The sequence below is a fragment of the Sulfuricella sp. genome, from assembly GCA_041651995.1.
In the GTDB taxonomy this organism is placed as follows: Bacteria; Pseudomonadota; Gammaproteobacteria; order Burkholderiales; family Sulfuricellaceae; genus Sulfurimicrobium.
The window spans coordinates 680,972-704,982 of the sequence record JBAZID010000001.1 but is presented as its reverse complement, the minus strand read 5'-3'; the positions used below and the strand labels follow the sequence as shown (position 1 = coordinate 704,982).

General features: G+C 59.3%; 18 protein-coding genes. 4 read left to right on the top strand and 14 right to left on the bottom strand.

What is annotated here, in order from left to right; all coding sequences use genetic code 11:
• Positions 1–45 precede the first annotated feature (45 nt).
• Positions 46–3,858 carry an FAD/FMN-binding oxidoreductase gene (locus WC392_03355; GenBank protein MFA5241395.1) on the top strand — a complete coding sequence of 1,271 codons (3,813 nt, stop codon included), beginning with the start codon at positions 46–48 and terminating at the stop codon, positions 3,856–3,858.
• Positions 3,859–3,948: 90 nt separating this feature from the next.
• Positions 3,949–5,580 carry a hypothetical protein gene (locus WC392_03350; protein ID MFA5241394.1) on the top strand — a complete coding sequence of 544 codons (1,632 nt, stop codon included), beginning with the start codon at positions 3,949–3,951 and terminating at the stop codon, positions 5,578–5,580.
• A gap of 70 nt (positions 5,581–5,650) precedes the next feature.
• Here WC392_03350 and phoR read toward each other — a convergent pair whose 3' ends face one another.
• The 14 genes from phoR to WC392_03280 form a co-directional block, all read right to left on the bottom strand.
• On the bottom strand, positions 5,651–6,973 hold the full coding sequence (gene phoR, locus WC392_03345) for a phosphate regulon sensor histidine kinase PhoR (GenBank protein ID MFA5241393.1): 1,323 nt from the start codon (positions 6,971–6,973) through the stop codon (positions 5,651–5,653).
• A gap of 34 nt (positions 6,974–7,007) precedes the next feature.
• On the bottom strand, positions 7,008–7,697 hold the full coding sequence (gene phoB, locus WC392_03340; GenBank protein ID MFA5241392.1) for a phosphate regulon transcriptional regulator PhoB: 690 nt from the start codon (positions 7,695–7,697) through the stop codon (positions 7,008–7,010).
• A 145-nt stretch (positions 7,698–7,842) separates the two neighbouring features.
• The gene (locus WC392_03335) at positions 7,843–8,418 is read right to left on the bottom strand and encodes a Sua5/YciO/YrdC/YwlC family protein (GenBank protein ID MFA5241391.1); all 576 of its coding nucleotides are present in this window, start codon (positions 8,416–8,418) and stop codon (positions 7,843–7,845) included.
• Between the two features lie 10 nt (positions 8,419–8,428).
• Positions 8,429–9,706, bottom strand: coding sequence for a phosphoribosylamine--glycine ligase (purD, locus tag WC392_03330; protein ID MFA5241390.1), 1,278 nt, complete (start codon positions 9,704–9,706; stop codon positions 8,429–8,431).
• Between the two features lie 74 nt (positions 9,707–9,780).
• A complete protein-coding gene (gene purH, locus WC392_03325) occupies positions 9,781–11,352 on the bottom strand; it encodes a bifunctional phosphoribosylaminoimidazolecarboxamide formyltransferase/IMP cyclohydrolase (protein MFA5241389.1) in 1,572 nt (523 codons plus the stop codon).
• 91 nt (positions 11,353–11,443) lie between these two features.
• A complete protein-coding gene (locus tag WC392_03320) occupies positions 11,444–11,680 on the bottom strand; it encodes a Fis family transcriptional regulator (GenBank protein ID MFA5241388.1) in 237 nt (78 codons plus the stop codon).
• Positions 11,681–11,708: 28 nt separating this feature from the next.
• The gene (gene dusB / locus WC392_03315) at positions 11,709–12,722 is read right to left on the bottom strand and encodes a tRNA dihydrouridine synthase DusB (protein MFA5241387.1); all 1,014 of its coding nucleotides are present in this window, start codon (positions 12,720–12,722) and stop codon (positions 11,709–11,711) included.
• A 153-nt stretch (positions 12,723–12,875) separates the two neighbouring features.
• On the bottom strand, positions 12,876–13,940 hold the full coding sequence (gene fba, locus WC392_03310; GenBank protein ID MFA5241386.1) for a class II fructose-bisphosphate aldolase: 1,065 nt from the start codon (positions 13,938–13,940) through the stop codon (positions 12,876–12,878).
• Positions 13,941–14,061: 121 nt separating this feature from the next.
• Positions 14,062–15,498 (bottom strand): pyruvate kinase, encoded by a 1,437-nt coding sequence (gene pyk / locus WC392_03305; protein ID MFA5241385.1) that lies wholly within the window; start codon positions 15,496–15,498, stop codon positions 14,062–14,064.
• Positions 15,499–15,573: 75 nt separating this feature from the next.
• Complete coding sequence (locus tag WC392_03300) at positions 15,574–16,773, bottom strand: phosphoglycerate kinase (protein ID MFA5241384.1); 1,200 nt, start codon at positions 16,771–16,773, stop codon at positions 15,574–15,576.
• A 145-nt stretch (positions 16,774–16,918) separates the two neighbouring features.
• A complete protein-coding gene (gap, locus tag WC392_03295) occupies positions 16,919–17,917 on the bottom strand; it encodes a type I glyceraldehyde-3-phosphate dehydrogenase (GenBank protein ID MFA5241383.1) in 999 nt (332 codons plus the stop codon).
• 109 nt (positions 17,918–18,026) lie between these two features.
• Positions 18,027–20,012: a transketolase gene (gene tkt, locus WC392_03290; protein ID MFA5241382.1), complete on the bottom strand. Its 1,986-nt coding sequence runs from the start codon at positions 20,010–20,012 to the stop codon at positions 18,027–18,029.
• 305 nt (positions 20,013–20,317) lie between these two features.
• Positions 20,318–21,100 (bottom strand): inositol monophosphatase family protein, encoded by a 783-nt coding sequence (locus WC392_03285; GenBank protein ID MFA5241381.1) that lies wholly within the window; start codon positions 21,098–21,100, stop codon positions 20,318–20,320.
• A gap of 85 nt (positions 21,101–21,185) precedes the next feature.
• Positions 21,186–21,743: a thioredoxin family protein gene (locus tag WC392_03280; protein MFA5241380.1), complete on the bottom strand. Its 558-nt coding sequence runs from the start codon at positions 21,741–21,743 to the stop codon at positions 21,186–21,188.
• Positions 21,744–21,805: 62 nt separating this feature from the next.
• On the opposite strand from WC392_03280, the gene WC392_03275 reads away from it, so the two are divergent.
• Together WC392_03275 and argA are read left to right on the top strand one after the other, a co-directional pair.
• Entirely contained in the window at positions 21,806–22,537 is a 732-nt protein-coding gene (locus tag WC392_03275; protein ID MFA5241379.1) for a 16S rRNA (uracil(1498)-N(3))-methyltransferase, read from the top strand.
• Positions 22,538–22,616: 79 nt separating this feature from the next.
• Positions 22,617–23,975: an amino-acid N-acetyltransferase gene (gene argA / locus WC392_03270; GenBank protein ID MFA5241378.1), complete on the top strand. Its 1,359-nt coding sequence runs from the start codon at positions 22,617–22,619 to the stop codon at positions 23,973–23,975.
• Positions 23,976–24,011 lie beyond the last annotated feature (36 nt).

Genomic DNA, 24,011 nt, shown 5'->3' with positions numbered 1-24,011 from the left:
TGCTGCTTGGGTTAAAATTGATTTTTTGCCATGCTCCAAAATCCCATGACCGCCCGCCTGCGCGAAATCCCCTACAACTACACTTCTTTTTCCGACCGCGAAATCGTCATTCGCTTTCTCGGAGAAGACATGTGGCAGGTGCTGGAAGCCCTGCGCGCAAAACGCAAGACCGGCCGTTCGGCACGTATGCTGTTCGAAGTGCTGGGCGACCTGTGGGTGGTCAACCGCAACCCTTACCTGCAGGACGACCTGCTCGCCAACAAGAAGCGCCAGACAGCGCTGGTCGGCGCATTGCGCCACCGTCTGAAAGCCATTGAAGAACGCCGTCAGGACAACGTCAAGGTATTGCAGTTGCTGCAAGCGGCGCACCGCGCGGTCAACGAATTCGAGCTCGGCTTCGAGCGTACCCGCAAGCTGCGCAAGAAGGTGCTGGCCAGGCTCCTGCCCCACACCCGCCGCGACAACATCCAGTTCGATGGCCTGGCGCGCGTTTCTCACGTCACCGATGCCACCGACTGGCGCGTGGAATACCCCTTCGTGGTGATCAACCCCGATACCGAGCGCGAGATCGCGCCGCTGGTGGAGGCCTGCATTGCCTGCGGCCTGACCCTGATTCCGCGCGGCGGCGGCACCGGCTACACCGGCGGCGCCATTCCGCTCGACCCTCTGACTGCGGTGATCAACACCGAGAAACTGGACGCGCTGGGCCCGGTGGAGCTGGCCCCGCTGCCCGGCGTGGCCGATCCGGTCACCACCATCCTGTGCGGCGCCGGCGTGGTGACACGGCGCGTCATGGAAGCGGCGGAAGCGGCGGGGCAGGTATTCGCGGTGGACCCGACTTCGGCCGACGCCTCGTGCATCGGCGGCAACGTAGCCATGAACGCGGGCGGCAAGAAGGCCGTGCTGTGGGGCACGGCGCTCGACAACCTGGCCTGGTGGCGCATGGTGACGCCCGATGCCAACTGGCTGGAAGTGGAACGCCTCGACCATAACCTGGGCAAGATCCACGATGCCGAATCGGTCCGCTTCCGCATCAGCCGCTTCGCACCCGATGGCAAAACCCTGCTGGGTGAGCCGGAAATCCTTTGCGTCTCCGGGCAATGCTTCCGCAAGGCAGGGCTGGGCAAGGATGTCACCGACAAATTCCTGTGCGGCCTGCCGGGCATCCAGAAGGAAGGCTGCGACGGCATCATCACCTCGGCCAGATTCATCCTGCATCGCATGCCGGCACACACCCGCACCGTGTGCATGGAATTTTTCTGCCAGGTACGCGATGCGGTGCCCGCCATCGTGGAAATCAAGAATTACATCGACGCCCATCCCAAGGCCTTGCTGGCGGGGCTGGAGCACCTCGACGAACGCTACCTCAAGGCGGTCGGCTACGCCACCAAGGCAAACCGTGCCAAACGTCCCAAAATGGTGCTGCTGGCCGACATCGTCTCGGATGACGAGGCCGCCTGCGGCGCGGCCGCGTCGGAAATCGTCAGGCTGGCCAACGGCCGCAACGGCGAGGGCTTCATTGCCGTAAGCCCGGCCGCGCGCAAGAAATTCTGGCTCGACCGCGCCCGCACGGCCGCCATCGCTGCCCATACCAATGCCTTCAAGATCAACGAGGATGTGGTGATCCCCCTGCCGCGCATGGGCGATTACTGCGATGGCATCGAACGCATCAATATCGAGCTTTCCACCCACAACAAGCTGCAACTGGCCGAAGCGTTGCAACATTTTCTCAAGGGTCATCTGCCGCTGTTCCAGGACGAGGACACCATCGCCGATCCGGAACTGACCGAAGACCGGCGCTTGCGTGCACTCAACATGCTGGAGGAAGTGCGCAAACGCTGGCAGGAAATGCTGAACAATCTCGATGCGCCGATCGAGGGTTTCAAATTCCAGCCGCCGGAAACCGAATACAAGCATCGCACCGTGTTCGAACTGCTGCAGGACCATACCCTGCGCGTTTCCTGGAAGCGCGAGATCCGGCGTGAATTGCAGACCATTTTCACCGGGCGTGAATACCAGCCGGTTCTCGAACAGTGCGACATCATTCATGGCCAGATCCTGAAAAGCCGGGTGTTCGTGGCACTGCACATGCACGCCGGCGATGGCAACGTACACACCAACATTCCAGTCAACTCCGACAACTATGACATGCTCAAGGCCGCCAACCAGGCGGTGGCCCGCATCATGCGCCTGGCGCAATCACTGGGCGGCGTGATTTCTGGCGAACACGGCATCGGGCTGACAAAAATGGAATTTCTCGAAGCCGCGACGATCGAGAAATTCGCCAGTTACAAGCAACAGGTGGATCCGCACGGTCACTTCAACCGCGGCAAGCTTCTGTCCGGCGCCGACCTGCGCAATGCTTACACTCCCAGCTTCAGCCTGCTGGAGACCGAGTCGCTGATCATGGAACAGAGCGCCATCGGCGAAATTGCCGATTCGATCAAGGACTGCCTGCGCTGCGGCAAGTGCAAACCGGTTTGCAGCACCCACGTGCCACGTGCCAACCTCTTGTATAGCCCGCGCAACAAGATCCTCGCCACTTCGCTGCTGATCGAGGCTTTTCTCTATGAGGAACAGACCCGGCGGGGCATTTCACTACAGCATTTCGACGAATTCAACGATGTCGCCGACCACTGCACGGTCTGCCACAAGTGCCTCAATCCCTGTCCGGTGGACATCGACTTCGGCGATGTCTCCATCGCCATGCGTAACTTCCTGCGGATGCAGCACAAGAAAAAATTCAATCCTGGCACCTTTGCCTCGATGCTTTTCCTCAATGCCACGGATCCGGCCACCATCAAGGCCATTCGCAAAGTCATGATAGCCTGGGGCTACCAGGCGCAGCGTCTGGGTTATGCCGTGGGCAAACATTTTGGCCTGATCAAATCACAGACCCAGCATCCGCCAGCCACGCTCGGCAAGCCCCCCCTCACGGCCCAGGTCATCCACTTCATCAACAAGCCGATGCCGGGCGGGCTGCCCAAAAAAACCTCTCGCGCCCTGCTGGGGCTGGAAGACGCCAGCATGGTGCCAGTCATCCGCAATCCCGCCAGGCTGTCGGAGGATTCCGATGCCGTGTTCTACTTCCCCGGCTGCGGTTCGGAACGCCTGTTCAGCCAGGTAGGCCTCGCCACCCAGGCCATGTTGTTCGAGATCGGCGCCGTGACGGTTTTGCCGCCGGGCTACCTGTGCTGTGGTTATCCTCAGACCTCCTCCGGCAACGAGGAAAAAGGGCAGGAAATCACCACCGCCAACCGGGTGCTGTTCCATCGCGTCGCCAATACGCTGAACTACCTCGACATCAAGACCGTGATCGTCTCCTGCGGCACCTGCATGGATCAGCTGCTGAAATACCAGTTCGGCAAGATTTTCCCCGGCTGCCGCCTGCTGGACATCCACGAGTACCTGATGGAGAAAGGCGTCAAGCTGGAAGGCGTTGCAGGCCAGCGCTACCTCTACCATGACCCCTGCCATACGCCGATGAAAACCCACTCCCCGATTGCCGTGGCAAGCAAACTGATGGGCAGTGAGGTCAAATTGAATGATCGTTGTTGCGGCGAGGCCGGCACGCTGGCGGTGGCACGTGCCGACATCTCGACCCAGCTCCGCTTCCGCAAGGAAGAGGAGCTGCACAAGGATGTGGCGCTACTGCATGCGGCAGCGCCAGACGCAAAAATGAAAATACTGACATCCTGCCCGTCTTGCCTGCAAGGCCTGACCCGCTATAATGATGACACAGGCATCGAGGCCGACTATATCGTGGTGGAACTGGCTCGCCACCTGCTGGGCGAGAACTGGCAGGCTGATTACATCGGCAAGGCTTCAACAGGCGGGATAGAGCGGGTCTTGCTGTGAAAGAGGCAGTTGACAGTGAGCAGTAAGCCGTAAGCCGTAAGCGGTGAGCAGTGAACTGTCAGCTCACTGCTCTTACCTGAAGGAACCTTCATGATTAACTTCAATTTCGACCTCCCGGCCATCCAGGCCAATGCGCCCCATCCGGAATTCAGCGATGCAAGTGCTTGCAGAAAATGGCTGAAAACCCTGCCGCTTACCAATATCCAGGCGCTTCATGAAGAACTCCGGCAACAGCTGGAATTGCTCGGCCACTTTCCCCTGTCGGCCCTTGAACGCCTGAAGATCCTGGAGCAGTTGCGTGAGACGGTGGCTTATCTGGCAAGCGAGCTGGGTAAAAAATATTACAACAGGTCCGTGCCCTTCTCTTCACTGGAACAGGCCGCCTGGAACAACATACAAACACTGTGGCTCGATTTTTGCAGGAATTACCTGCAGTGCCTGCAAGCAGCGCATAACAACGACACCGAAGTGATTCCTTTTACCGCCCTGATCACACAGCGCGCCATGAGTTGCATCACCTCACAGATACTGGGTTTCGGCCATGCCTACCGGCTCGTGCCGGCATCCATGTGGCGCCAGATGCATCTTTTGTACCGCCATGCCGAAGCATGCGGGGTGGCTGCTAAACGCATCAAGGACGCCCTGAACCACGAAGATGGCACCAACTCGTGCGAGGCATCTTACGCCAAGGCGCTGCTACTGGAACAGGCCGGCCTGCAGCAGCTGACATCACGCCAGATTCTCCAGCTCGACCGCTGGCTCGACCGCTGGTCTGCCCGCGCCAGCGTGGTCAAGGATCAGCCTCCGACCCCGGCACTGCCCCTGGTGAGCGTGGATCTGGACGGAGAGAGCGGCCCAGTGATTTTTAGCGGAAAAATAGCAGGCGAGCAGCGTTTTGTGGATACCGAACGGCTCGCCCTGTCCATCAGGAAACGTATCAAGTTCCTGAAAGGTGGCGGCAACCCGGCTGAAATTGGCCTGGGTGACGAGTGCGTTCAGCCGGCTTGCGAAACGCTGCTTGCCGCACTTTACAAACGCTGGTGCGAAGTGCCGCCGGCACGCGTTTCGCCACGCAACAGCAGCGGGAACAGCGTGCAATTGTGTTTTACCTTCCCCGCCATATATTTTTTCCTCGGCAATGCCTCGCCTTTCAAGCAGCCGGGAGAAACCCTCGATGTCGCGCCTGAAATCATGGAAGACATGCGCATGTTCGGCCGTGTCACCCAGCGCACCGAGAAACTGCTCTTTTCACGCCTGGGATTTACCCTGGAAAACTGGGACGCCCTCGACCAGAGTGACGCCGGTTTCCGCCTCACGCGCGGCAGCGCGGGCGAACGCGTCAGCCAGAATCAGCTGGTTGCGCTGCGCAGCAGTGACAGTGCGCCTTTCAGTCTGGCCGTGGTGCGCTGGCTGGTTGTGGACAATGATGCGGGCGGCCTGAGCGTCGGCACCCGCGTGCTGCCGGGTTTACCCATGCCAATGGCTGCCAGACAGGTAAGCTTGAACCCAGCCGACATGGGGCTTTTTTCCCCGGCATTTCAGCTTTCCGCTGTGCCTGAACTTCATGAACCCGGCAGTCTGGTGCTGCCCATTGGCTGGTACCAGCCAGGCAAGCGCGTGCAGATTTACACCAGCATGACCGAAACAGTGAAACTCACCGCGCTGCTGGAAAAAGGCGCCAATTTCGAGCGCGTCTCCTTCACCATCGAACCGATGCTTTAATTGGGTGAGGCGGGAGAGGTGAGGGGTGAGGCGTAAAACCGGGTTCGGTGCATGCTTTTGATTTTCCCCCTCACCCCTCACCCCTCACCCCTTCCGACTGACCAACAACCCGACCGGCCGGGAAACAGGCGCAGAAAGTGCTCCCCTTGCCGGATATGCTCTCGACTTCCAGGTGCCCCTGGTGGCGAGTCAGGATGTGTTTGACGATCGACAGCCCCAGGCCGGTGCCCCCCGTTTCCCGTGAACGCCCGCGATCCACGCGGTAAAAACGCTCGGTGAGGCGGCTGATAAATTGGGGTTCGATGCCGATCCCGCTATCCTGCACGCAGAATCGCGCTTCCTGGCTGTTCATGCTCCAGCGCAGGGTGATTTCCCCTCCATCCGGGGTGTAGCGCACCGCATTGCTGACAAGATTACTGAAAGCACTGCGCAGTTCACGCTCGTTTCCGGTCAGTTTTGCTTCTGTATCGATTTCCAGATTGAGTCTGTGATGCCCGGCACTCAGGGAGATGGCCTCCTTGTACAAGGTCTCGATCAGGTTTCTGATATCGACCATTTCCTCGGTGATTTTTTCCTGATTGCTTTCGAGGCGTGACAAGGTCAGCAGATCATCCACCAGCCCCTGCATGCGGCGGGTCTGGTCCAGCATCAGTTGAAAGTGGCGGCGGCTCTGCTCCATGTTGATCTGCACGGCCTCGGCAAATCCTTCAAGAAAACCGCCAACCACAGTCAGTGGCGTACGCAATTCATGCGACACATTGGCAATGAAGTCACGCCGCATGGTTTCCACTCGCTCCAGCTGGGTCACATCGCGGCTGAGCAGCAGTTTTTGCCGGTCGCCAAAGGGAATAAGCTGGATGGAGAGGGTGAGATCGGGATTGCGCGCCGATTTCATCACCAGGGGTTCCGCATAATTATTCGCCACCAGATATTCGGTGAACGGTGTCTGGCGAACCAGATAGCCGAGACGCTGGCCCTGGTCGCGCTGGTTGCTGATGTCAAACTGCTTTTCCGCAGCCGGGTTGCACCATTCGATCTGGCCCACTTGATTGACCATGATAATGCCATCCGGCATGGCTTCTGCCGCACGCTGGAAGCGTTCGAGAACCGCACTCAGTTCATGCTGATGGGTCGAACGCATGCGGCCCGACTGGTAAAGTACGCTGAATACCTCATCCCACACGCCGGAAGCTTCCGGCACTTCCGCGCCCGGCGGTGCCTGCAACCAGCGAATCAGGGCGCCGAGGCCCAGGGCATTGCGTAGCCACAACAGCGAGATGACTCCGCCGAACAGCAGCAGCGCGCTCACCAGCCCGAATAGTGGCCACATGATCAAGGCCACAAGCGCCGCGGCAACAGGCGGCCAGAGCAGACGTCCCCACAGGCCGGACATTCAGCCACCCTCCGGATTCAGCATCTGTCCAGACTCACTCATGTTCCGAGAAACGGTAGCCCGAACCACGCACGGTCTGAATCAGATGCTCGTGGCCGGTGTCTTCGAGAGCCCGCCGCAGACGCCGGATATGCACATCCACAGTGCGGTCCTCCACAAATACCTGGTTGCCCCATACCTGATCCAGCAACTGGCTGCGTGAATGCACGCGCTCGGTGTGGGTCATGAGGAAGTGCAGCAGGCGGAATTCGGTGGGCCCCAGTTCCACCGGCTTGCCGGCCGCGGTCACGCGATGGCTGGTGGGGTCCAGGCGCAGCCCCCCGGTTTCCACCGGATCATCGGTCATTTGCGGCGCCCGGCGGCGCAGCACCGCCTTGATCCGCGCCATCAGCTCACGCGGCGAAAAGGGCTTGGTGATGTAATCATCGGCGCCGGTGTCGAAACCCGCGATCTTGTCCTGTTCCTCGCCCCGTGCTGTAAGCATGATAATGGGAATGGTCTTGGTATAGGTATCCGCCTTGAGGCGGCGCGCAAACTCGATTCCGCTGACGCCGGGCAGCATCCAGTCGAGCAGGATCAGGTCGGGTAGCGTTTCGCGCAGCATGCCAAATGCCTGTTCCGCACTCGTTGCATTGAGGGTATGGTGTCCCGCCTGTTGCAGGTTGAAGGAGAGTAGTTCCTGAATTGCCGGTTCGTCTTCCACCACGAGAATGTTTGCAGCCATGCCTGTATCCTTAAAGATTGAGCTGCGGCGATAATATGACGGGAATATTACAGCATGGTGACAGTGGTGCGAAACGGTGGCGCCGATTTTCGTTTTCTTTACGCTGGAACGCTTTTGAACCGCGGGTGAATCGAGTTTTTGCGGTTTATACCCTGACCGCATTCCCGGTCAGCAAGTCCCGGATGGTGGAGGGGCGCTTGCGCCGGCCGATCCGGCCAGGGAGCGTGAGAACCGAGTCGCCGAACAGGCGCACGCATTCCTTGTAACTGCGTGCCGGGCGCTTGCCGCTGCGGTTGGCGCTGGTCGAAACCAGTGCCATGCCGAGCACCCGGCACAGGTGAGCAGCCAGGGAATGTGCGGTGACACGCACGGCGATGCTGCGGTGCCCGCCGCGCAGCCAGACGGGTGTGCGGCGGGCTGCCGGGAGCAGCCACGTCACCGGGCCGGGCCAGCTGGGCGCAATTTGCTGCCACTGTGCGTCATCAAGGGGGGCGACATAAGTTTGAAGCTGGCTGAAATCCGCGCCGATCAGAATCAGTCCCTTGCGCTGGGGGCGTCCCTTGAGGCGCAAAATCTTCATCACCGCGCGCCGGTTGCGCGGGTCACAACCCAGTCCATAACAGGATTCGGTGGGATAGGCGATCACGCCGCCCTGCCTGAGGTGGGCGCGAAGTTTGCGTACACGGGCGGCGGTCAGTACCGCCGTGGCAGCGGAAGGCATGGGCAACCCTTCAGCGGGTCTTCTTGTCCACGGCGCGGTAACCGATATCACGGCGCATCTGGCAGCCGTCGAAGTGAATCTGATCGGCAACCTGGTAAGCGCGTGTCTGGGCCATGCGTACGCTGTCACCCAGCGCGGTTGCACACAGCACGCGTCCGCCGCTGACAACCACATTTTTGTCCACAAGAGCCGTTCCCGCGTGGAATACATGCGCATCGGCTTCGGGCGCCGGCAATCCGGTAATGACATCGCCCTTGCGTGGGCTGTCAGGGTAGCCTGCGGCAGCCAGCACCACGCCCAGCGCCACGCGCCGGTCCCATTCGGCTTCGGCCTTGTCGAGCGTGCCATTGACGGCGTGCTCCGCCAGCGTCACCAGATCGCTCTTGAGTCGCATCATGATCGGCTGGGTTTCCGGGTCACCCATGCGGCAGTTGAATTCCAGGGTCTTGACCTGCCCCTGTGCATTTATCATCAAACCGGCATACAGAAAGCCGGTATAGGGAATACCGTCCCTGGCCATGCCGCTGACGGTGGGCAAAATGATCTCGCGCATCACCCGGGCATGAATTTCCGGCGTCACTACTGGGGCGGGAGAATAAGCGCCCATACCACCCGTGTTGGGGCCCTGATCGCCATCCTGCAGCCGTTTGTGGTCCTGGCTGGTAGCCAGTGCCAGCACATGTTCGCCATCCACCATGACGATGAAGCTGGCCTCTTCGCCAACGAGGAATTCTTCGATCACCACGCGTGAACCAGCCGAGCCGAGTTTGTTTCCTTCCAGCATCATGTCGACGGCCGCGTGCGCTTCTTCGAGAGTGGTTGCGACAACCACGCCCTTGCCCGCAGCCAGTCCATCTGCCTTGACCACGATAGGCGCACCCTGCTGCTCCAGGTAGGCGTGCGCCTGTGCGGCATCGCTGAAGGTGGCATAGGCCGCGGTGGGAATGCCGTGGCGCGCCATGAAGGCCTTGGCGTAATCCTTCGAGCTTTCAAGCTGGGCGGCCTGTTTTGTCGGGCCAAAAATTTTCAGGCCAGCAGCGCGAAAAGCATCCACGACCCCTTCGGCCAGCGGTGCTTCCGGCCCGACCACGGTGAGCGCTATTTTTTCTGTTTGTGCGAAAGCCACCAGATCCGCCACGGCGGTGATCGCAACATTATCCAGATCCGGCTCCAGCGCTGTACCGGCATTGCCGGGGGCGACGAATACCTTGTGAATACGCGGCGACTGCGCCAGTTTCCAGGCCAGCGCATGCTCGCGCCCGCCGCCGCCTATGACCAGAACTTTCATTTTTTAGCGCTCAGTTTAGAGCTGTCAGCTATCAGCTATCAGCAAAAACTGACGGCTGACGGCTGATAGCTGATTTAATGTCTGAAATGCCGCATGCCGGTGAATACCATCGCCATGCCATGTTCGTTGGCGGCCGCAATCACTTCCTCGTCGCGCATCGACCCGCCGGGCTGGATTACCGCTGCAATGCCCACCTGGGCGGCCTGATCGATACCATCGCGGAAGGGGAAAAAGGCATCGGATGCCATTACCGAGCCGCGCACTTCAAGACCCGCATGTTCAGCCTTGATGGCCGCGATGCGTGCCGAATTGATGCGGCTCATCTGGCCGGCGCCAACGCCTATGGTCATTTTGCCCTTGCCATACACAATCGCATTGGATTTGACGTATTTGGCCACTTGCCAGGCGAAAAGCAGATCCGCCATTTCCTCTGGACTGGGCTGGCGCTGGCTGACGACACGCAGTTCATTGTGCAGCAGGAGGTCGGCTTCCTGTACCAGCAGACCGCCGGTGACGCGCTTGTAATCAAGGCGTTTTGCCGGTTGCGCCGCCCATTGACCGCATTCGAGGAGGCGCACGTTTTTCTTGGCGGCGACCACTTCCACCGCAGCGGCAGACACGCTGGGGGCGATGATGACCTCAACAAACTGGCGTTCGACGATAACGCGGGCGGTTTCGGCATCGAGCTCGCCATTGAAGGCGATGATGCCGCCGAAGGCGGATTCCGGATCGGTCTGGTAGGCGCGTTCATAGGCGTCCAGCAGGGAGCTGCCATAAGCCACGCCACACGGATTGGCGTGCTTCACGATCACGCAGGCAGGCGCTTCGCTGAATTGCTTGACGCATTCCAGCGCGGCGTCCGCATCGGCGATATTGTTGTAGGACAATTCCTTGCCCTGCAACTGACGCGAACTGGCAATGGAGGCGTCACCGCTTTCGCTCAGGGCTTTATAAAAAGCGCCCTGCTGGTGGGGATTTTCGCCATAGCGGCAGTCCTGCGCCTTGCTGAATTGCAGGTTGAATTTTTGCGGAAACAACAGGCGCTGCCCCTGGCCATCGAGTGCGGTGAGGTAGTTGCTGATCATGCCGTCGTATTCGGCGGTATGGGAGAAGGCCTTCTTCGCCAGGTCAAAGCGTACATCCTGACCAATGGCGCCCTGTGCGGCGGTCATTTCCTTCACCACCGCGGCGTAATCAGCGGGGTCGGTCACCACGGCGACATGCGCATAGTTCTTGGCTGCCGCGCGTACCATGGTGGGGCCGCCGATATCAATATTCTCGATGGCATCATCGAGAGTGCAATCCGCCTTTGCAATGGTTGAAGCAAAAGGATACAGATTGACCACCACCAGATCGATCGGCGGGATGCCAGCGGCCTCCATTGCCGCGACATGCGCGGGCAGGTCGCGGCGCCCCAGAATGCCGCCATGCACCTTGGGATGCAGGGTCTTGACCCGCCCATCGAGCATTTCCGGAAAGCCGGTGTAATCGCCGACTTCAATCACCGGGAGGCCAGCCTGCTGCAGCAGGCTGGCTGTCCCGCCAGTTGAAAGAATTTCCACGCCGAATTGCTGCAGGGTTCGGGCAAATTCCACCAGCCCGGTTTTATCCGAAACACTTATGAGGGCACGTCTGATCGTTGTCATTATCACTACCTAGTTTACTAAAAGGGCGCTGCCCGGGATTCAAGTCAACCACGTTCCGGCATGCCAGACACCGTTGTGGCGAATGGATTACTTATTTGATGCCATGCAGCTGCATTTTCTTGCGTAGCGTATTGCGGTTGATGCCGAGCATTTCGGCTGCGCGCGTCTGGTTGCCTTCCGCCTGATGCAGAATCACTTCCAGCAATGGCTTCTCGACGCACCCAACCACCATCTCATAGACCGCACAGGGAGTTTCTCCATCGAGATCGGCAAAATACTGTGTCATGGCTTTGCGAACACAGATTGCAATTTCATTATCGTTAATCATGCTGCTTTGCCTTTTTGTAGCGAACAGATCAGGCCGCAGCCAGATTTTCGCCGTGGTAGGTCAGGTAGGTTGAATGTGTGCTCAGTTCCGTGAAGAAATGCTCCACGGCGGCCAACTGTTCGGCCACGCTCTGCAACTGGTTCATGGCATGCCGGAAATGCGCCGAACCCGTCAGGCCCCTGGTGTACCAGGAAATATGCTTGCGCGCCATGCGCAGGCCGGTGTAATCGCCATAAAACTGATACAGGTCATGCAGATGGCCGGTCAGAACACGGTGAATTTCAGCCACCTCCGGCGGGGGGAGATGCCCGCCGGTCTGCAAAAAATACTCGATCTCGCGAAAAATCCACGGCCTGCCCATCGCCGCGCGACCGATCATAATGGCATCGGCACCGGTATGTTCGAGGACATGGCGGGCTTTTTCCGGCGTTGTGATGTCGCCATTGGCGATCACCGGGATACGGATATGCGTCTTGACGGCGGCAATGGTGTCGTATTCCGCTTCACCACTGTAACCGCAGGCGCGCGTGCGGCCATGAATGGCCAGCGCCTGAATGCCTGAATCTTCGGCAATTCTGGCGATGTTGATCGCATTGCGGTTATCCATATTCCAGCCGGTGCGTATTTTCAGCGTCACCGGGATATTCACCGCTTGCACCACGCTACCGAGGATGCGCGCCACCAGCGCTTCATCCTGCAACAGTGCCGAGCCAGCCATGACATTGCAGATTTTTTTTGCCGGGCAGCCCATGTTGATGTCGATGATCTGGGCACCCTGATCGGCGTTATATCTTGCCGCTTCAGCCAGCATGGCCGGGTCTGCTCCGGCGATCTGCACCGAGACCGGCTCGACCTCGCCCTCATGATTCGCGCGCCGCCTGGTTTTTTCGCTGCCATAAAGCAGGGAATTGCTGGTCACCATCTCGGATACCGCCATGCCCGCACCCATCAGCTTGCACAGCTGGCGGAAAGGGCGGTCCGTCACGCCTGCCATTGGGGCGACAATAAGATTGTTCCTGAGCTGGTGCGGCCCGATTTTCATGGTGTCATGCAGTTTTTGGAAGGCGGTAATTTTATACCGTTTTGTCCTGCTTAAAAAGGCGGCAAAGCGTCCGGACAACAAAAAAGGCGGACCTGAATCCGCCTTTTCTGCATCCTGCCGTCTCCCTTGCAAAACGGGAGACCGCCGAGGGCCTTACTTGACGACTGCTTTCAGTTCGCCCTTGCTGTACATGGTCGCAACCCTGTCGAGCATGATCGGCTTGATCTTGTCGGCATTGCCGGCGGAGCCGAAGGCTTCGAAACGTGCCTTGCAGATTTCCTTCATCGCCTTGGTTGCCACGGCGTAGAACTTGCGCGGATCGAAATCCTTGGTGTTCTCGGCCAGGTACTTGCGGATCGCGCCGGTGGAAGCCATGCGCAGGTCGGTGTCGATGTTCACCTTGCGCACGCCGTGCTTGATGCCTTCAACGATTTCCTCGACCGGCACGCCGTAGGTCTGGGGCATGGTGCCGCCGAATTCGTTGATGATCTTGAGCCATTCCTGCGGTACCGAGGAGGAGCCGTGCATCACCAGGTGGGTGTTGGGAATGCGGGCATGGATTTCCTTGATGCGGGAAATCGCCAGCACGTCGCCAGTGGGCGGACGGGTGAATTTGTACGCGCCATGCGAGGTGCCGATGGCGATGGCCAGTGCATCCACGCCGGTAGCCTTGACGAATTCCGCCGCTTCGTTGGGGTCGGTCAGCAGTTGGTCCAGGGTCAGCACGCCTTCTGCGCCATGACCGTCTTCCTTCTCGCCGTGGCCGGATTCCAGGGAACCCAGGCAACCCAGCTCGCCTTCAACGGAAACACCGACCGCGTGGGACATTTCCACGACCTTGCGCGTCACTTCCACGTTGTACTCGAAGCTGGAAGGGGTCTTGCCGTCTTCCATCAGGGAACCGTCCATCATCACGCTGGAGAAACCGGAGCGGATTGCGTTGATACATACGGCAGGGGAAGCGCCGTGATCCTGGTGCATCACCACCGGAATGTGCGGGTAAGCTTCGATCGCGGCGTCAATCAGGTGACGCAGGAAAGCTTCACCGGCGTATTTGCGCGCGCCTGCGGAGCCCTGCATGATCACCGGGCTGTTGCATTCATCGGCAGCCTGCATGATCGCCTGCACCTGCTCCAGGTTGTTGACGTTGAACGCCGGCAGGCCGTAGCCATTTTCAGCAGCGTGGTCCAGCAGTTGACGCATAGATACTAATGCCATGTTTTATCTCCTTGATTAACTATATGTTGGTGAGGCGTTAGGGGGAGGGGTGAGGCGTAAAAACACAACCGCGCCACTTTGACTTCCCGCCTCACCCCTCTCGCCTCACCCCTTACGAAACTTATGCCTTGCGATGCTCGCCAACGGTAACGATTTTCATGGTATTGGTGCCACCGGACTTGCCGATGGGCTCGCCGATGGTCAACAAAATCGTGTCGCCATCGCGCACTGCGCCACGACGTCGCAGTTCATCTTCCGCTTCACGCAACAGCAGTTCCGGATCATGGGTGAACATCTTGAAATTGATCGGGTGAACGCCGCGGAACAAGGTCACTTTTCTACGGGTTTCCACCTGCGGTGTCAAGGCGTAGATCGGCACGGAGGTGGCAATACGCGACATCCACAGCGTGGTGGAGCCTGACTGGGTCAGGGCAGCAATGGCTTTGACCTGCAAATGATTTGCAGTGTAGATCGCAGCCATGGCAATGGATTCATCTATCGGGCCAACCGTTTCGCGCTTCAGGCGCAGACTGGCGGGCGAGATCTCGATTTCCTTTTCCGCTTCCACGCACACCCGATCCATCGCCTGAACGGCTTCCACCGGGTACTGGCCTGCGGCAGTTTCAGCCGAAAGCATGACCGCATCGGTACCGTCGATCACCGCATTGGCCACGTCGGAGACTTCCGCGCGCGTAGGAATCGGGCTGGTGATCATGGATTCCATCATCTGGGTCGCAGTAATCGCCAGCTTGTTCTTTTCCCGCGCCATGCGAATCATTTTCTTCTGCAATGCAGGCACGGCCGCATCACCGACTTCCACGCCCAGATCGCCGCGTGCCACCATGATGGCATCGGAAGCATCGAGAATTTCTTCCAGTGCCGGAATGGCTTCAGCGCGTTCAATCTTTGCCACCAGCAGGCTATTGCCGCCAGCCGCGTGCATTAATTCGCGTGCCAGCTCCATATCGGCCGCATTCCGGGGAAAGGAAACAGCAAGGTAATCCGCCTTGAGTGCCGCCGCGGTCTTGATGTCTTCCTTGTCCTTGCTGGTCAGCGCAGCCGCGGAAAGTCCGCCGCCCTGACGGTTGATGCCCTTGTTGTTGGACAGCACGCCACCCTGCCGCACCTGGCACACGATCTCGTTGCCACGCACTTCTTCCACCCACATCACGATACGGCCATCGTCCAGCAACAGGGTGGATCCACGATTGACGTCCTTGGGCAGATCCTTGTAATCCAGGCCGACACGCTCCTGATTTCCCAAGGGGCAGTCAGCGTCGAGGATGAAAGCATCGCCATTGGCGAGGGTGATTTTACCGTTCTCGAATTTTCCGATACGAATCTTCGGTCCCTGCAAGTCAACCAGTACCCCAATCGCCCGGCCTCGTGCACGGGCCAGGGAGCGAACCATTTCAGCGCGTTCGATATGATCCTCTGGGGTGCCGTGAGAAAAGTTCAGCCTGACGACATCCACGCCTGCTTCAATCAACCGGTCCAGCACCTTGGGGTCATTTGATGACGGGCCAAGGGTCGCTACAATTTTTGTTCTGCGTATCATTGATGGTGAGGAGTGAAGGGTGAGGGGTGAGGGGCAAAAACCCCTCTACGCTCCTCACTCCTCACTCCTATCTCCTCACTTGGCTTGGGCGCGTTTTTCGAGGATATCGACAGCAGGCAGCTTCTTGCCTTCGAGAAACTCGAGGAAGGCGCCGCCTGCGGTGGAAATATAGGAGATCTTGTCAAAGATATCGTATTTCTGGATTGCGGCAATCGTGTCGCCGCCGCCAGCCAGGGTGAAGGCCTTGGTGTTTGCGATGGCCATGGCGATCGCCTTGGTGCCCTCACCGAACTGGTCGAACTCGAATACGCCGACCGGACCATTCCACACTACGGTGCCAGCCTTCATGATGATGTCGACGATTTCCTGAGCGGATTTCGGACCGATGTCGAAAATCATTTCATCATCGGCCACTTCACCTGCATCCTTCAAAATTGCAGGGGTATTTTCGTTACCTGCCACAAAAGGTGCTTCCTTGCCGATCACCACGTCCACGGCAACCGGAATGGTGGCGCCGCGCGCGGTCATTTTCTTCATCAGAGCCTGTGCGGTGGGGATCAGGTCCGTTTCGCACAGTGACTTGCCCACATTCTTGCCGGTGGCAGCCAAAAAGGTATTGGCGATGCCGCCGCCAACCACCATCTGATCCACTTTCTCGGAAAGGGATTCAAGCACGGTCAGCTTGGTGGAAACCTTGGAGCCGCCGACGATGGCAACCATCGGGCGGGCTGGGCTGAGCAGCGCTTTGGTCAGCGCATCCAGCTCTTCGGTCAACAGCATGCCGGCGCAGGCCACGGGGGCGAACTGGGCCACGCCGTAGGTAGAAGCCTCTGCGCGGTGGGCTGTACCGAAAGCGTCCATTACGAACACGTCGCACAGGGCGGCGTATTTCCTGGCGGTATCTTCGACGTTTTTCTTTTCACCCTTGTTGATACGGCAGTTTTCCAGCAGCACGACTTCGCCTTCGGCAACGTCGAAACCACCATCCACCCAGTCGCGAATCACGCGTACCGGCTTGCCCAGCTTGGCGGACATCACGTCAGCCACGGGTTTGAGAGAGTTCTCTTCGCTCCACTCTCCTTCAGTCGGGCGGCCCAGGTGGGAAGTCACCATTACTTTGGCACCGGCCTTCATGGCATGCTCGATGGTCGGCATGGAAGCCGTGATGCGCGCATCGGAAGTCACTTTGCCTTCCTTGACGGGTACATTGAGGTCGGCACGGATAAAGACGCGCTTGCCCTTGAGGTCGAGGTCGGTCATGCGGATTACGGACATGGTTTAGCTCCTGTAGAAATTAAGGTGTAAGGGATAGGTGGGCCTATGCCTTACACCTCACTGTGTTCGTGAGGGGTGAGGGGAAAGGCGTGAGGGGAAAAAGCGGAGGGCCCGCCTCACGCCTCACCCCTATCGCCTCACCGGCTTACTTGGCGACGTGTTGTACCAGACGCATCATGTTGCAGGTGTAACCATACTCGTTGTCGTACCAGGCCACGACCTTGACGAAGGTGCTGTCGAGGGCGATGCCGGCTTCGGCGTCGAAGGTGGAGGGGGCGCTGTTGCCGACGAAGTCGGTAGAAACCACTTTCTCGGTGGTGTAGCCCAGCACGCCCTTCATCGCACCTTCAGAAGCCGCTTTCATGGCCTTGCAGATGTCGTCGTAGGAAGCAGCCTTGTTCAGTTCCACGGTCAGGTCGACCACGGACACGTCGGAGGTGGGGACGCGGAAGGCCATGCCGGTCAGCAGGCCCTTCAGTTCCGGCAGCACCACACCCACTGCCTTGGCGGCACCAGTGGACGACGGGATGATGTTTTCCAGAATGCCACGACCACCGCGCCAATCTTTCATGGACGGACCGTCAACGGTTTTCTGGGTGGCGGTAGCAGCATGCACCGTGGTCATCAGGCCGCGCTTGATGCCCCAGTTGTCGTTCAGCACCTTGGCGACCGGAGCCAGGCAGTTGGTGGTGCAGGAAGCGGCGGAAACGATAGCCTCGCCAGCGTATTTGGTGTGATTCACGCCGTACACGAACATCGGGGTGGCATCCTTGGCTGGAGCGGACTGAACCACCTTCTTTGCGCCAGCCTTGATGTGGGCTTCGCAGGATTCGGTGGTCAGGAAGAAACCGGTGCAATCGATCACGATGTCCGCACCCACTTCGTTCCACTTCAGGTTGGCGGGGTCGCGCTCAGCCGTCAGGCGGATTTTCTTGCCGTCAACAACCATGGCGCCGCCGTCTACGGAAATCTCTCCATTAAAACGGCCATGTACCGAGTCATACTTCAGCATATAGGCCAGGTAGTCGGGCTCGAGCAGGTCGTTGATGGCGACAATCTCGATGTCTTTGAAGTCTTTTGCCACAGCGCGGAACACCATGCGGCCGATACGGCCAAATCCGTTGATACCGACTTTGATAGTCATAAGTTATTACTCCTCAGGATGATTAGAAAAAATCATGAACCACGGAGAGCACGGAGGCCACGGAGAAAAGCCTGCAATGCATTCTCCGTGTACTCCGTGTGCTCCGTGGTTAAATAATGCCTTTAACGGTATTGACCACGTTCTCGACCGTGAAGCCGAAGTGCTTGAACAGTTCCGGAGCCGGAGCGGATTCACCGAAGCTGTGCATGCCCACCACGGCGCCGCGCAGGCCAACATACTTGTACCAGCCTTCGGTCACGCCGGCTTCGATGGCCACCTTGTGAACGGTAGGCAGCAGCACGCTGTCCTTGTATGCCTGATCCTGGCGATCAAACACGTTGGTGCACGGCATGGAAACCACGCGCGTTGCCACGCCCTGCTCGTCCAGCACTTTCTTGGCGTCCATGGCCAGTTGCACTTCGGAGCCTGTGGCGATCAGCACCACTTTCGGGTTGGCCGCATCGGCAAGCACGTAGCCGCCCTTGGCGATGTTGGCGATGGTGGCATCGTCGCGTTTCTGGAAGTTGAGGTTCTGGCGGCTGAAAATCAGGCAGCTCGGGCCGGTTTTCTTTTCCACGCCGGCCACCCAGGACACGGCGGATTCCACCGTATCGCACGGACGCCATACGTCCATGTTGGGGATCATGCGCAGGGTCGCGATCTGCTCCACCGGCTGGTGGGTCGGGCCGTCTTCACCCAGACCGATGGAGTCGTGGGTGAAGACATAAATCACGCGCTGCTTCATCAGGGCCGACATGCGCAGGGCGTTGCGGGCATATTCCGAAAACATCAGGAAGGTGCCGCCGAACGGCAGGATACCGCCGTGCAGGGCCATGCCGTTCATGATGTGCGACATGCCAAATTCGCGTACGCCGTAGCTGATGTAGTTACCGGGCTTCTTGCCGTGCACATGGTGAGCGCCGGTCCAATTGGTCAGGTTGGAACCCGTCAGGTCGGCGGAACCGCCGACGAATTCCGGCAACGCCGGCACCAGGCCGTTGATACAGTTCTGAGAGGCCTTGCGGGTGGCGATGGTTTCAGCCTTTTCATTGGTGGCCTTGATGAATCCGGCAGCATGTTTTTTCCACTCGGCAGACAGATCACCTACCATGCGACGCTTGAATTCAGCGGCTTCCTTGGGGAAGACCGCAGCGTATTCGGCAAACTTGTTGTTCCACAGCGCTTCCAGGCCCTGGCCCTTGGTGCGGCAATCCCAGCCTTCGTACACATCCTTGGGAATTTCGAAAGGACCGTGGTTCCAGCCGATATTGGCGCGAGTAGCGGCAATTTCAGCATCGCCCAAAGCAGCGCCGTGCACGTCGTGGGTGCCTTCCTTGTTGGGGGAGCCTTTACCGATCACGGTCTTGCAGCAGATCAGGGAGGGCTTGTCGGTCACCGCCTTGGCGGCCTGCACGGCAGCCTCGATAGCGGCCGGATCATGGCCGTCCACACCTGGAACCACGTGCCAGCCGTAAGCCTCAAAACGCTTGGCAGTGTCGTCGGTGTACCAGCCTTCGATATGGCCGTCGATGGAGATGCCGTTGTCGTCCCAGAATGCGGTCAGCTTGCCCAGGCCCCAGGTGCCGGCCAGCGCGCAGGCCTCGTGGGAGATGCCTTCCATCAAGCAGCCATCGCCAAGGAACACATAAGTGTTGTGGTTGACGATTTCATGGCCGGGCTTGTTGAATTCGGCAGCCAGCAGTTTTTCCGCCATCGCCATGCCCACGGCGTTGGTGATGCCCTGGCCGAGCGGGCCGGTGGTGGTTTCCACGCCGGGGGTGTAACCATATTCGGGGTGACCCGGGGTCTTGGAGTGCATCTTGCGGAACTTCTTCAGCTCTTCGATCGGCAGGTCATAGCCGGTCAGGTGCAGCAGGGAGTAGATCAGCATCGAACCGTGGCCGTTGGACAGCACGAAACGATCGCGGTCGAACCACTTGGGGTTGGCCGGGTTGTGGCGCAGGTGGTGATTCCACACTACTTCGGAGATTTCCGCCATGCCCATGGGCGCGCCCGGGTGGCCGGAGTTGGCTGCTTGCACCGCATCCATGGAAAGAGCGCGGATAGCGTTGGCGAGGTCTTTACGAGTTGCCATTTGTTTGATCCTTCATTTGTTTAAATTCTTTATGGTTTTACCGGGCTTTTAACAAGCCCGAAGCACAAAACCACCGCGTCGCAATGGTTTTATTGCGAAAAAACTTTGTGAAAGGTTTCGATTATTACTCACGTGCAATTTTTGGGCAAGTATGGCCAGAATTGCCCAGGATTGCCGCTTCACCCGTCATCCAAAGCAGAAACGGCACAGAAACAGGAGCTTTCACTCCGTTTTAACATTACCCGAAGCAGGGGATTGCCTCAAAGAGAGTAGTTAAAATTATTTTATGCAAGGCGAACAAACGCTTATTTTGCGGCCACAATCCAGGCATGCCAGGCCTGAAACAAATCCATATTGCGCGCCGCCACCACTGAGCGCTGCCACACGTCATCCGTCCAGAAATCAGCCTGATTGAGCGTACTGACGACACCGCCTGATTCTTCCAGAATAAGCGAACCCGCGGCGTAGTCCCACAGTTTCTGCCCGCCATGCAGATAGACGTCGAAACGACCCGCCGCGGTATAGCACCAGTCCAGCGTGCTGGCGCCGAAATTTCGTTGTGAACTGTAGGGCGGCGCACTGGCGAGCTGTTGCGCCAGCTTTGCGGAGATACGCTTGAAATCCACGCCGGCCATGCAGTGGCACATGTCGGGAATATATTCCTTGATCGGCAATTGTATGCCGTTAAGGAAAGCGCCTTTTCCCGTCTCGGCATAAAAAATCTCGTCCGCCACCGGATCGTATACCACACCCAGCACGCTGCGCCCCTGCCGCATCAGTGCCACGGACACGGCGAAATAGGGCAGGCCGTTGACGAAGTTGGAAGTGCCATCGATAGGGTCGATGCACCACAGGCCTGCATCTCCCGCCTGCCACAATTCCTTTTGCAGCTCGAACGGCATTTCCTCGCCCAGCACCGGGTGATCGGCAATCTTCGCGAGAGCGGCCGTCAGCGCGTTCTGCGACGCGATATCGGCCTCGGTAAACATGCTGCCATCGCTCTTGCGCTGGCGCGCCACCTTGAGGTAACGCGGCATGATTTCTGTTTGGGCGACGGCTTTGACGGCTTCGATGACTTGGTTGAGCATATTTTGAGCTTTCATCATGTAGGGTGGGTTAGGCCGCAGGCCGTAACCCGCCGTCGATTGGCGGGTTACGCTACGCTAACCCACCCTACATTGTTTTCCACTTGATCGAACACCCCATGCTGGGAATCTGTTCCGCCGGACCCCGGCCGGTGCGGGCCACCTGCAGCATGGCATCGAACAGATCGCGCGGGGCATCGGGAGGCGCAGCTTCCTTGCGCGAGGCATCGAGCCGGCCGCGGTACTGCAGCTCCAGTTCAGCGTTGAAACCGAAGAAATCCGGGGTGCACACCGCGCCGTAGGCCTTGGCCACCTGCTGGGTTTCGTCCAGCAGATAGGGGAAGGGATAGGCAAATTCGGCCGCCACTTTTTTCATGTTGTCGAAGGAGTCCTCGGTGTATTCCGCCGGGTCATTGGACATGATCGCCACGCTGTTGACACCGTGCAGCTTTAGCTCGGCACAATCGCGCACCAGACGATCGCGCACCGCCTTGACGTAAGGACAGTGATTGCAGATGAACATCACCAGCAGGCCGTTCGGGCCGCGCGCTTCAGCCAGGGAATAGCGTTTTCCGTCCACGCCGGGCAGATCGAAATCCGGTGCTTTCCAGCCGAAATCGCACAGCGGGGTTTGCAGACTGACCATGCCTCCATCCTCATTCAATGAATTTTGGCTAATATAGCATGCCTTCACTGACGAGAATTGCCATGCCCATCTCCCGTTTTTACTGTCCGCAGCGCCTTGGCCCGGGCCAGACACTCGACCTGCCCCCGGATGCCGCGCATCACGCCGCAAAGGTCCTGCGCCTGGAGGCCGGCCACGAAATCACGCTGTTCAACGGCGAAGGGGGAGAATATGCAGCCGCCATCACGCATATCAGTAAAAACAGCGTCACCGTCAAAACCACGGCGTTTCATGAACGCGAAAACGAGTCTCCCCTGGCGGTCACCCTGGCCCAGGCCATTTCCGGCGGCGACAAGATGGACTACACCCTGCAAAAGGCGGTGGAGCTGGGTATCACCCACATCCAGCCGCTGGCCAGCGAACGCTGCGTGGTGAAGCTGTCCGGCGAGCGCGCGGAGAAGCGGGTGCGGCACTGGCAGCAGGTGGTGATTTCGGCCTGCGAACAATGCGGCCGCAACCGCGTACCCTTCGTTGCCCCCATTCAGCCCCTGATCCATTGGCTGGGCGAATTGCCGCCCGAGACACAGCACCTGATGCTGGCACCCGGCGCACAGCACAGCCTGAGCGAATTGCCCGCGCCAAACACGCCCATCACGCTGCTGATCGGGCCGGAGGGCGGCCTTTCGCCAGCCGAAATCCGCGCCGCGGAAAGCCGCGGCTTCACGCCAGTACGCCTCGGCCCGCGCGTGCTGCGCACCGAAACCGCAGCGCTCACGGCACTGGCCGCAATGCAAACCCTGTGGGGGGATTTCTGAGTCTGGCACAAGGTTATGCTTGCACCGGCAGGCAAAGTGCTTAAAATCAGCGCATCGACAACTTTCATACCGTGCACAGATGCCCTCGAAAATCAGCAAACTCAAGGAAGGTTTCATCAAACCCGAAGTTTTCGTGGATGTCTTTGTGCAGTGGTTCCGCACCGCTACACCCTATATCCACAAATTCCGCGGCAAGACTTTCGTCATCGCCTTCGGTGGCGAGGTCGTGAGCGAGGGCCAGTTTGTCGCGCTGGCGCATGACCTCAACCTGCTCAACAGCCTCGGCGTGCGGCTGGTACTGGTGCACGGCGCGCGGCCGCAGATCGAGGAGGAACTGACCGAGCGCGGCGCCAAAATCCGTTACGTCAACGGCCTGCGCGTCACCGACGAAGCCGCATTGAAGTGCGTCAAGGAGGCTGCGGGCACGGTGCGCGTCGACATTGAGGCGCTGCTTTCCATGGGGCTGGCGAATTCACCCATGGCCGGGGCCGACATCCGTGTCGGCAGCGGCAATTTCGTCACCGCCAAGCCGATGGGCGTGCGCAACGGCGTCGACCTGATGCACACCGGCGAAGTGCGCAAGATCGACGCCACCGGCATCCGCCGCCGCCTCGACCAGAACGACATGGTGTTGCTCTCACCGCTGGGTTATTCGCCCACCGGCGAGGTCTTCAACCTGTCGCTGGAAGATGTTGCCACCGCCACCGCCATCGCGCTGGATGCCGACAAGCTGATCTTCCTCATGAACACCAGCGGCGTCACCGACGAGGACGGCGAACTGCTGCGCGGCCTCACCATCCAGGAAGCGGAAGCCGCCCTGGCGCGGCCCAAGGAACTGATGGAGGATGTCGATTTCTACCTTCCCTGCGCCATTCGCGCCTGCCGCAATGGCGTGGCGCGGGTGCACCTGATCAGCCGCCACGCGGACGGCGCCCTGCTGCAGGAACTGTTCACCCACGAAGGCATCGGCACCATGGTGGCCGAGGACATGCTGGAAACACTGCGCCCCGCCACCATCGATGACGTGGGCGGCCTGCTGGCCCTGATCGAGCCGCTGGAGGCCGAAGGCACGCTGGTCAGGCGCTCGCGCGAACGGCTGGAAATGGAGATCGGCCGCTTCACGGTGCTGGAATATGACGGCCTGATCATCGGCTGCGCCGCCCTTTACCCTTTCCCCGAGGAGCAGGCGGCCGAGCTGGCCTGCATGGCGGTCAGCAAGGACTACCGGGGCGCGGGACGGGGCGAGGCGCTGTTCGAATACATGCAGGTTCAGGCACTGGGAAAAGGCTTTCGCAAGCTCTTCGTGCTCACCACCCGTACCGCCCACTGGTTCGTGGAACGCGGCTTCACCGAGTCTGGCGTGGAAACCCTGCCCAAGGCCAAACAGGGTCTGTACAATTACCAGCGCCGCTCCAAGGTATTCGTGAAAACCCTGTAGAATGGCGCCACTTTATCTCCCTTACCTGAAGAGACA

What these genes read in the sequence shown, in the direction of transcription:
- gap (MFA5241383.1), bottom strand. Translation starts at nt 17,917, where the DNA reads ATGACTATCAAAGTCGGTATCAACGGATTTGGCCGTATCGGCCGCATG.
- WC392_03320 (MFA5241388.1), bottom strand. Translation starts at nt 11,680, where the DNA reads ATGATTAACGATAATGAAATTGCAATCTGTGTTCGCAAAGCCATGACA.
- WC392_03275 (MFA5241379.1), top strand. Translation starts at nt 21,806, where the DNA reads ATGCCCATCTCCCGTTTTTACTGTCCGCAGCGCCTTGGCCCGGGCCAG.
- WC392_03350 (MFA5241394.1), top strand. Translation starts at nt 3,949, where the DNA reads ATGATTAACTTCAATTTCGACCTCCCGGCCATCCAGGCCAATGCGCCC.
- WC392_03280 (MFA5241380.1), bottom strand. Translation starts at nt 21,743, where the DNA reads ATGGTCAGTCTGCAAACCCCGCTGTGCGATTTCGGCTGGAAAGCACCG.
- fba (MFA5241386.1), bottom strand. Translation starts at nt 13,940, where the DNA reads ATGGCATTAGTATCTATGCGTCAACTGCTGGACCACGCTGCTGAAAAT.
- purD (MFA5241390.1), bottom strand. Translation starts at nt 9,706, where the DNA reads ATGAAAGTTCTGGTCATAGGCGGCGGCGGGCGCGAGCATGCGCTGGCC.
- WC392_03285 (MFA5241381.1), bottom strand. Translation starts at nt 21,100, where the DNA reads ATGCTCAACCAAGTCATCGAAGCCGTCAAAGCCGTCGCCCAAACAGAA.
- phoR (MFA5241393.1), bottom strand. Translation starts at nt 6,973, where the DNA reads ATGTCCGGCCTGTGGGGACGTCTGCTCTGGCCGCCTGTTGCCGCGGCG.
- WC392_03300 (MFA5241384.1), bottom strand. Translation starts at nt 16,773, where the DNA reads ATGTCCGTAATCCGCATGACCGACCTCGACCTCAAGGGCAAGCGCGTC.
- WC392_03355 (MFA5241395.1), top strand. Translation starts at nt 46, where the DNA reads ATGACCGCCCGCCTGCGCGAAATCCCCTACAACTACACTTCTTTTTCC.
- purH (MFA5241389.1), bottom strand. Translation starts at nt 11,352, where the DNA reads ATGACAACGATCAGACGTGCCCTCATAAGTGTTTCGGATAAAACCGGG.
- dusB (MFA5241387.1), bottom strand. Translation starts at nt 12,722, where the DNA reads ATGAAAATCGGGCCGCACCAGCTCAGGAACAATCTTATTGTCGCCCCA.
- tkt (MFA5241382.1), bottom strand. Translation starts at nt 20,012, where the DNA reads ATGGCAACTCGTAAAGACCTCGCCAACGCTATCCGCGCTCTTTCCATG.
- WC392_03335 (MFA5241391.1), bottom strand. Translation starts at nt 8,418, where the DNA reads ATGCCTTCCGCTGCCACGGCGGTACTGACCGCCGCCCGTGTACGCAAA.
- pyk (MFA5241385.1), bottom strand. Translation starts at nt 15,498, where the DNA reads ATGATACGCAGAACAAAAATTGTAGCGACCCTTGGCCCGTCATCAAAT.
- phoB (MFA5241392.1), bottom strand. Translation starts at nt 7,697, where the DNA reads ATGGCTGCAAACATTCTCGTGGTGGAAGACGAACCGGCAATTCAGGAA.
- argA (MFA5241378.1), top strand. Translation starts at nt 22,617, where the DNA reads ATGCCCTCGAAAATCAGCAAACTCAAGGAAGGTTTCATCAAACCCGAA.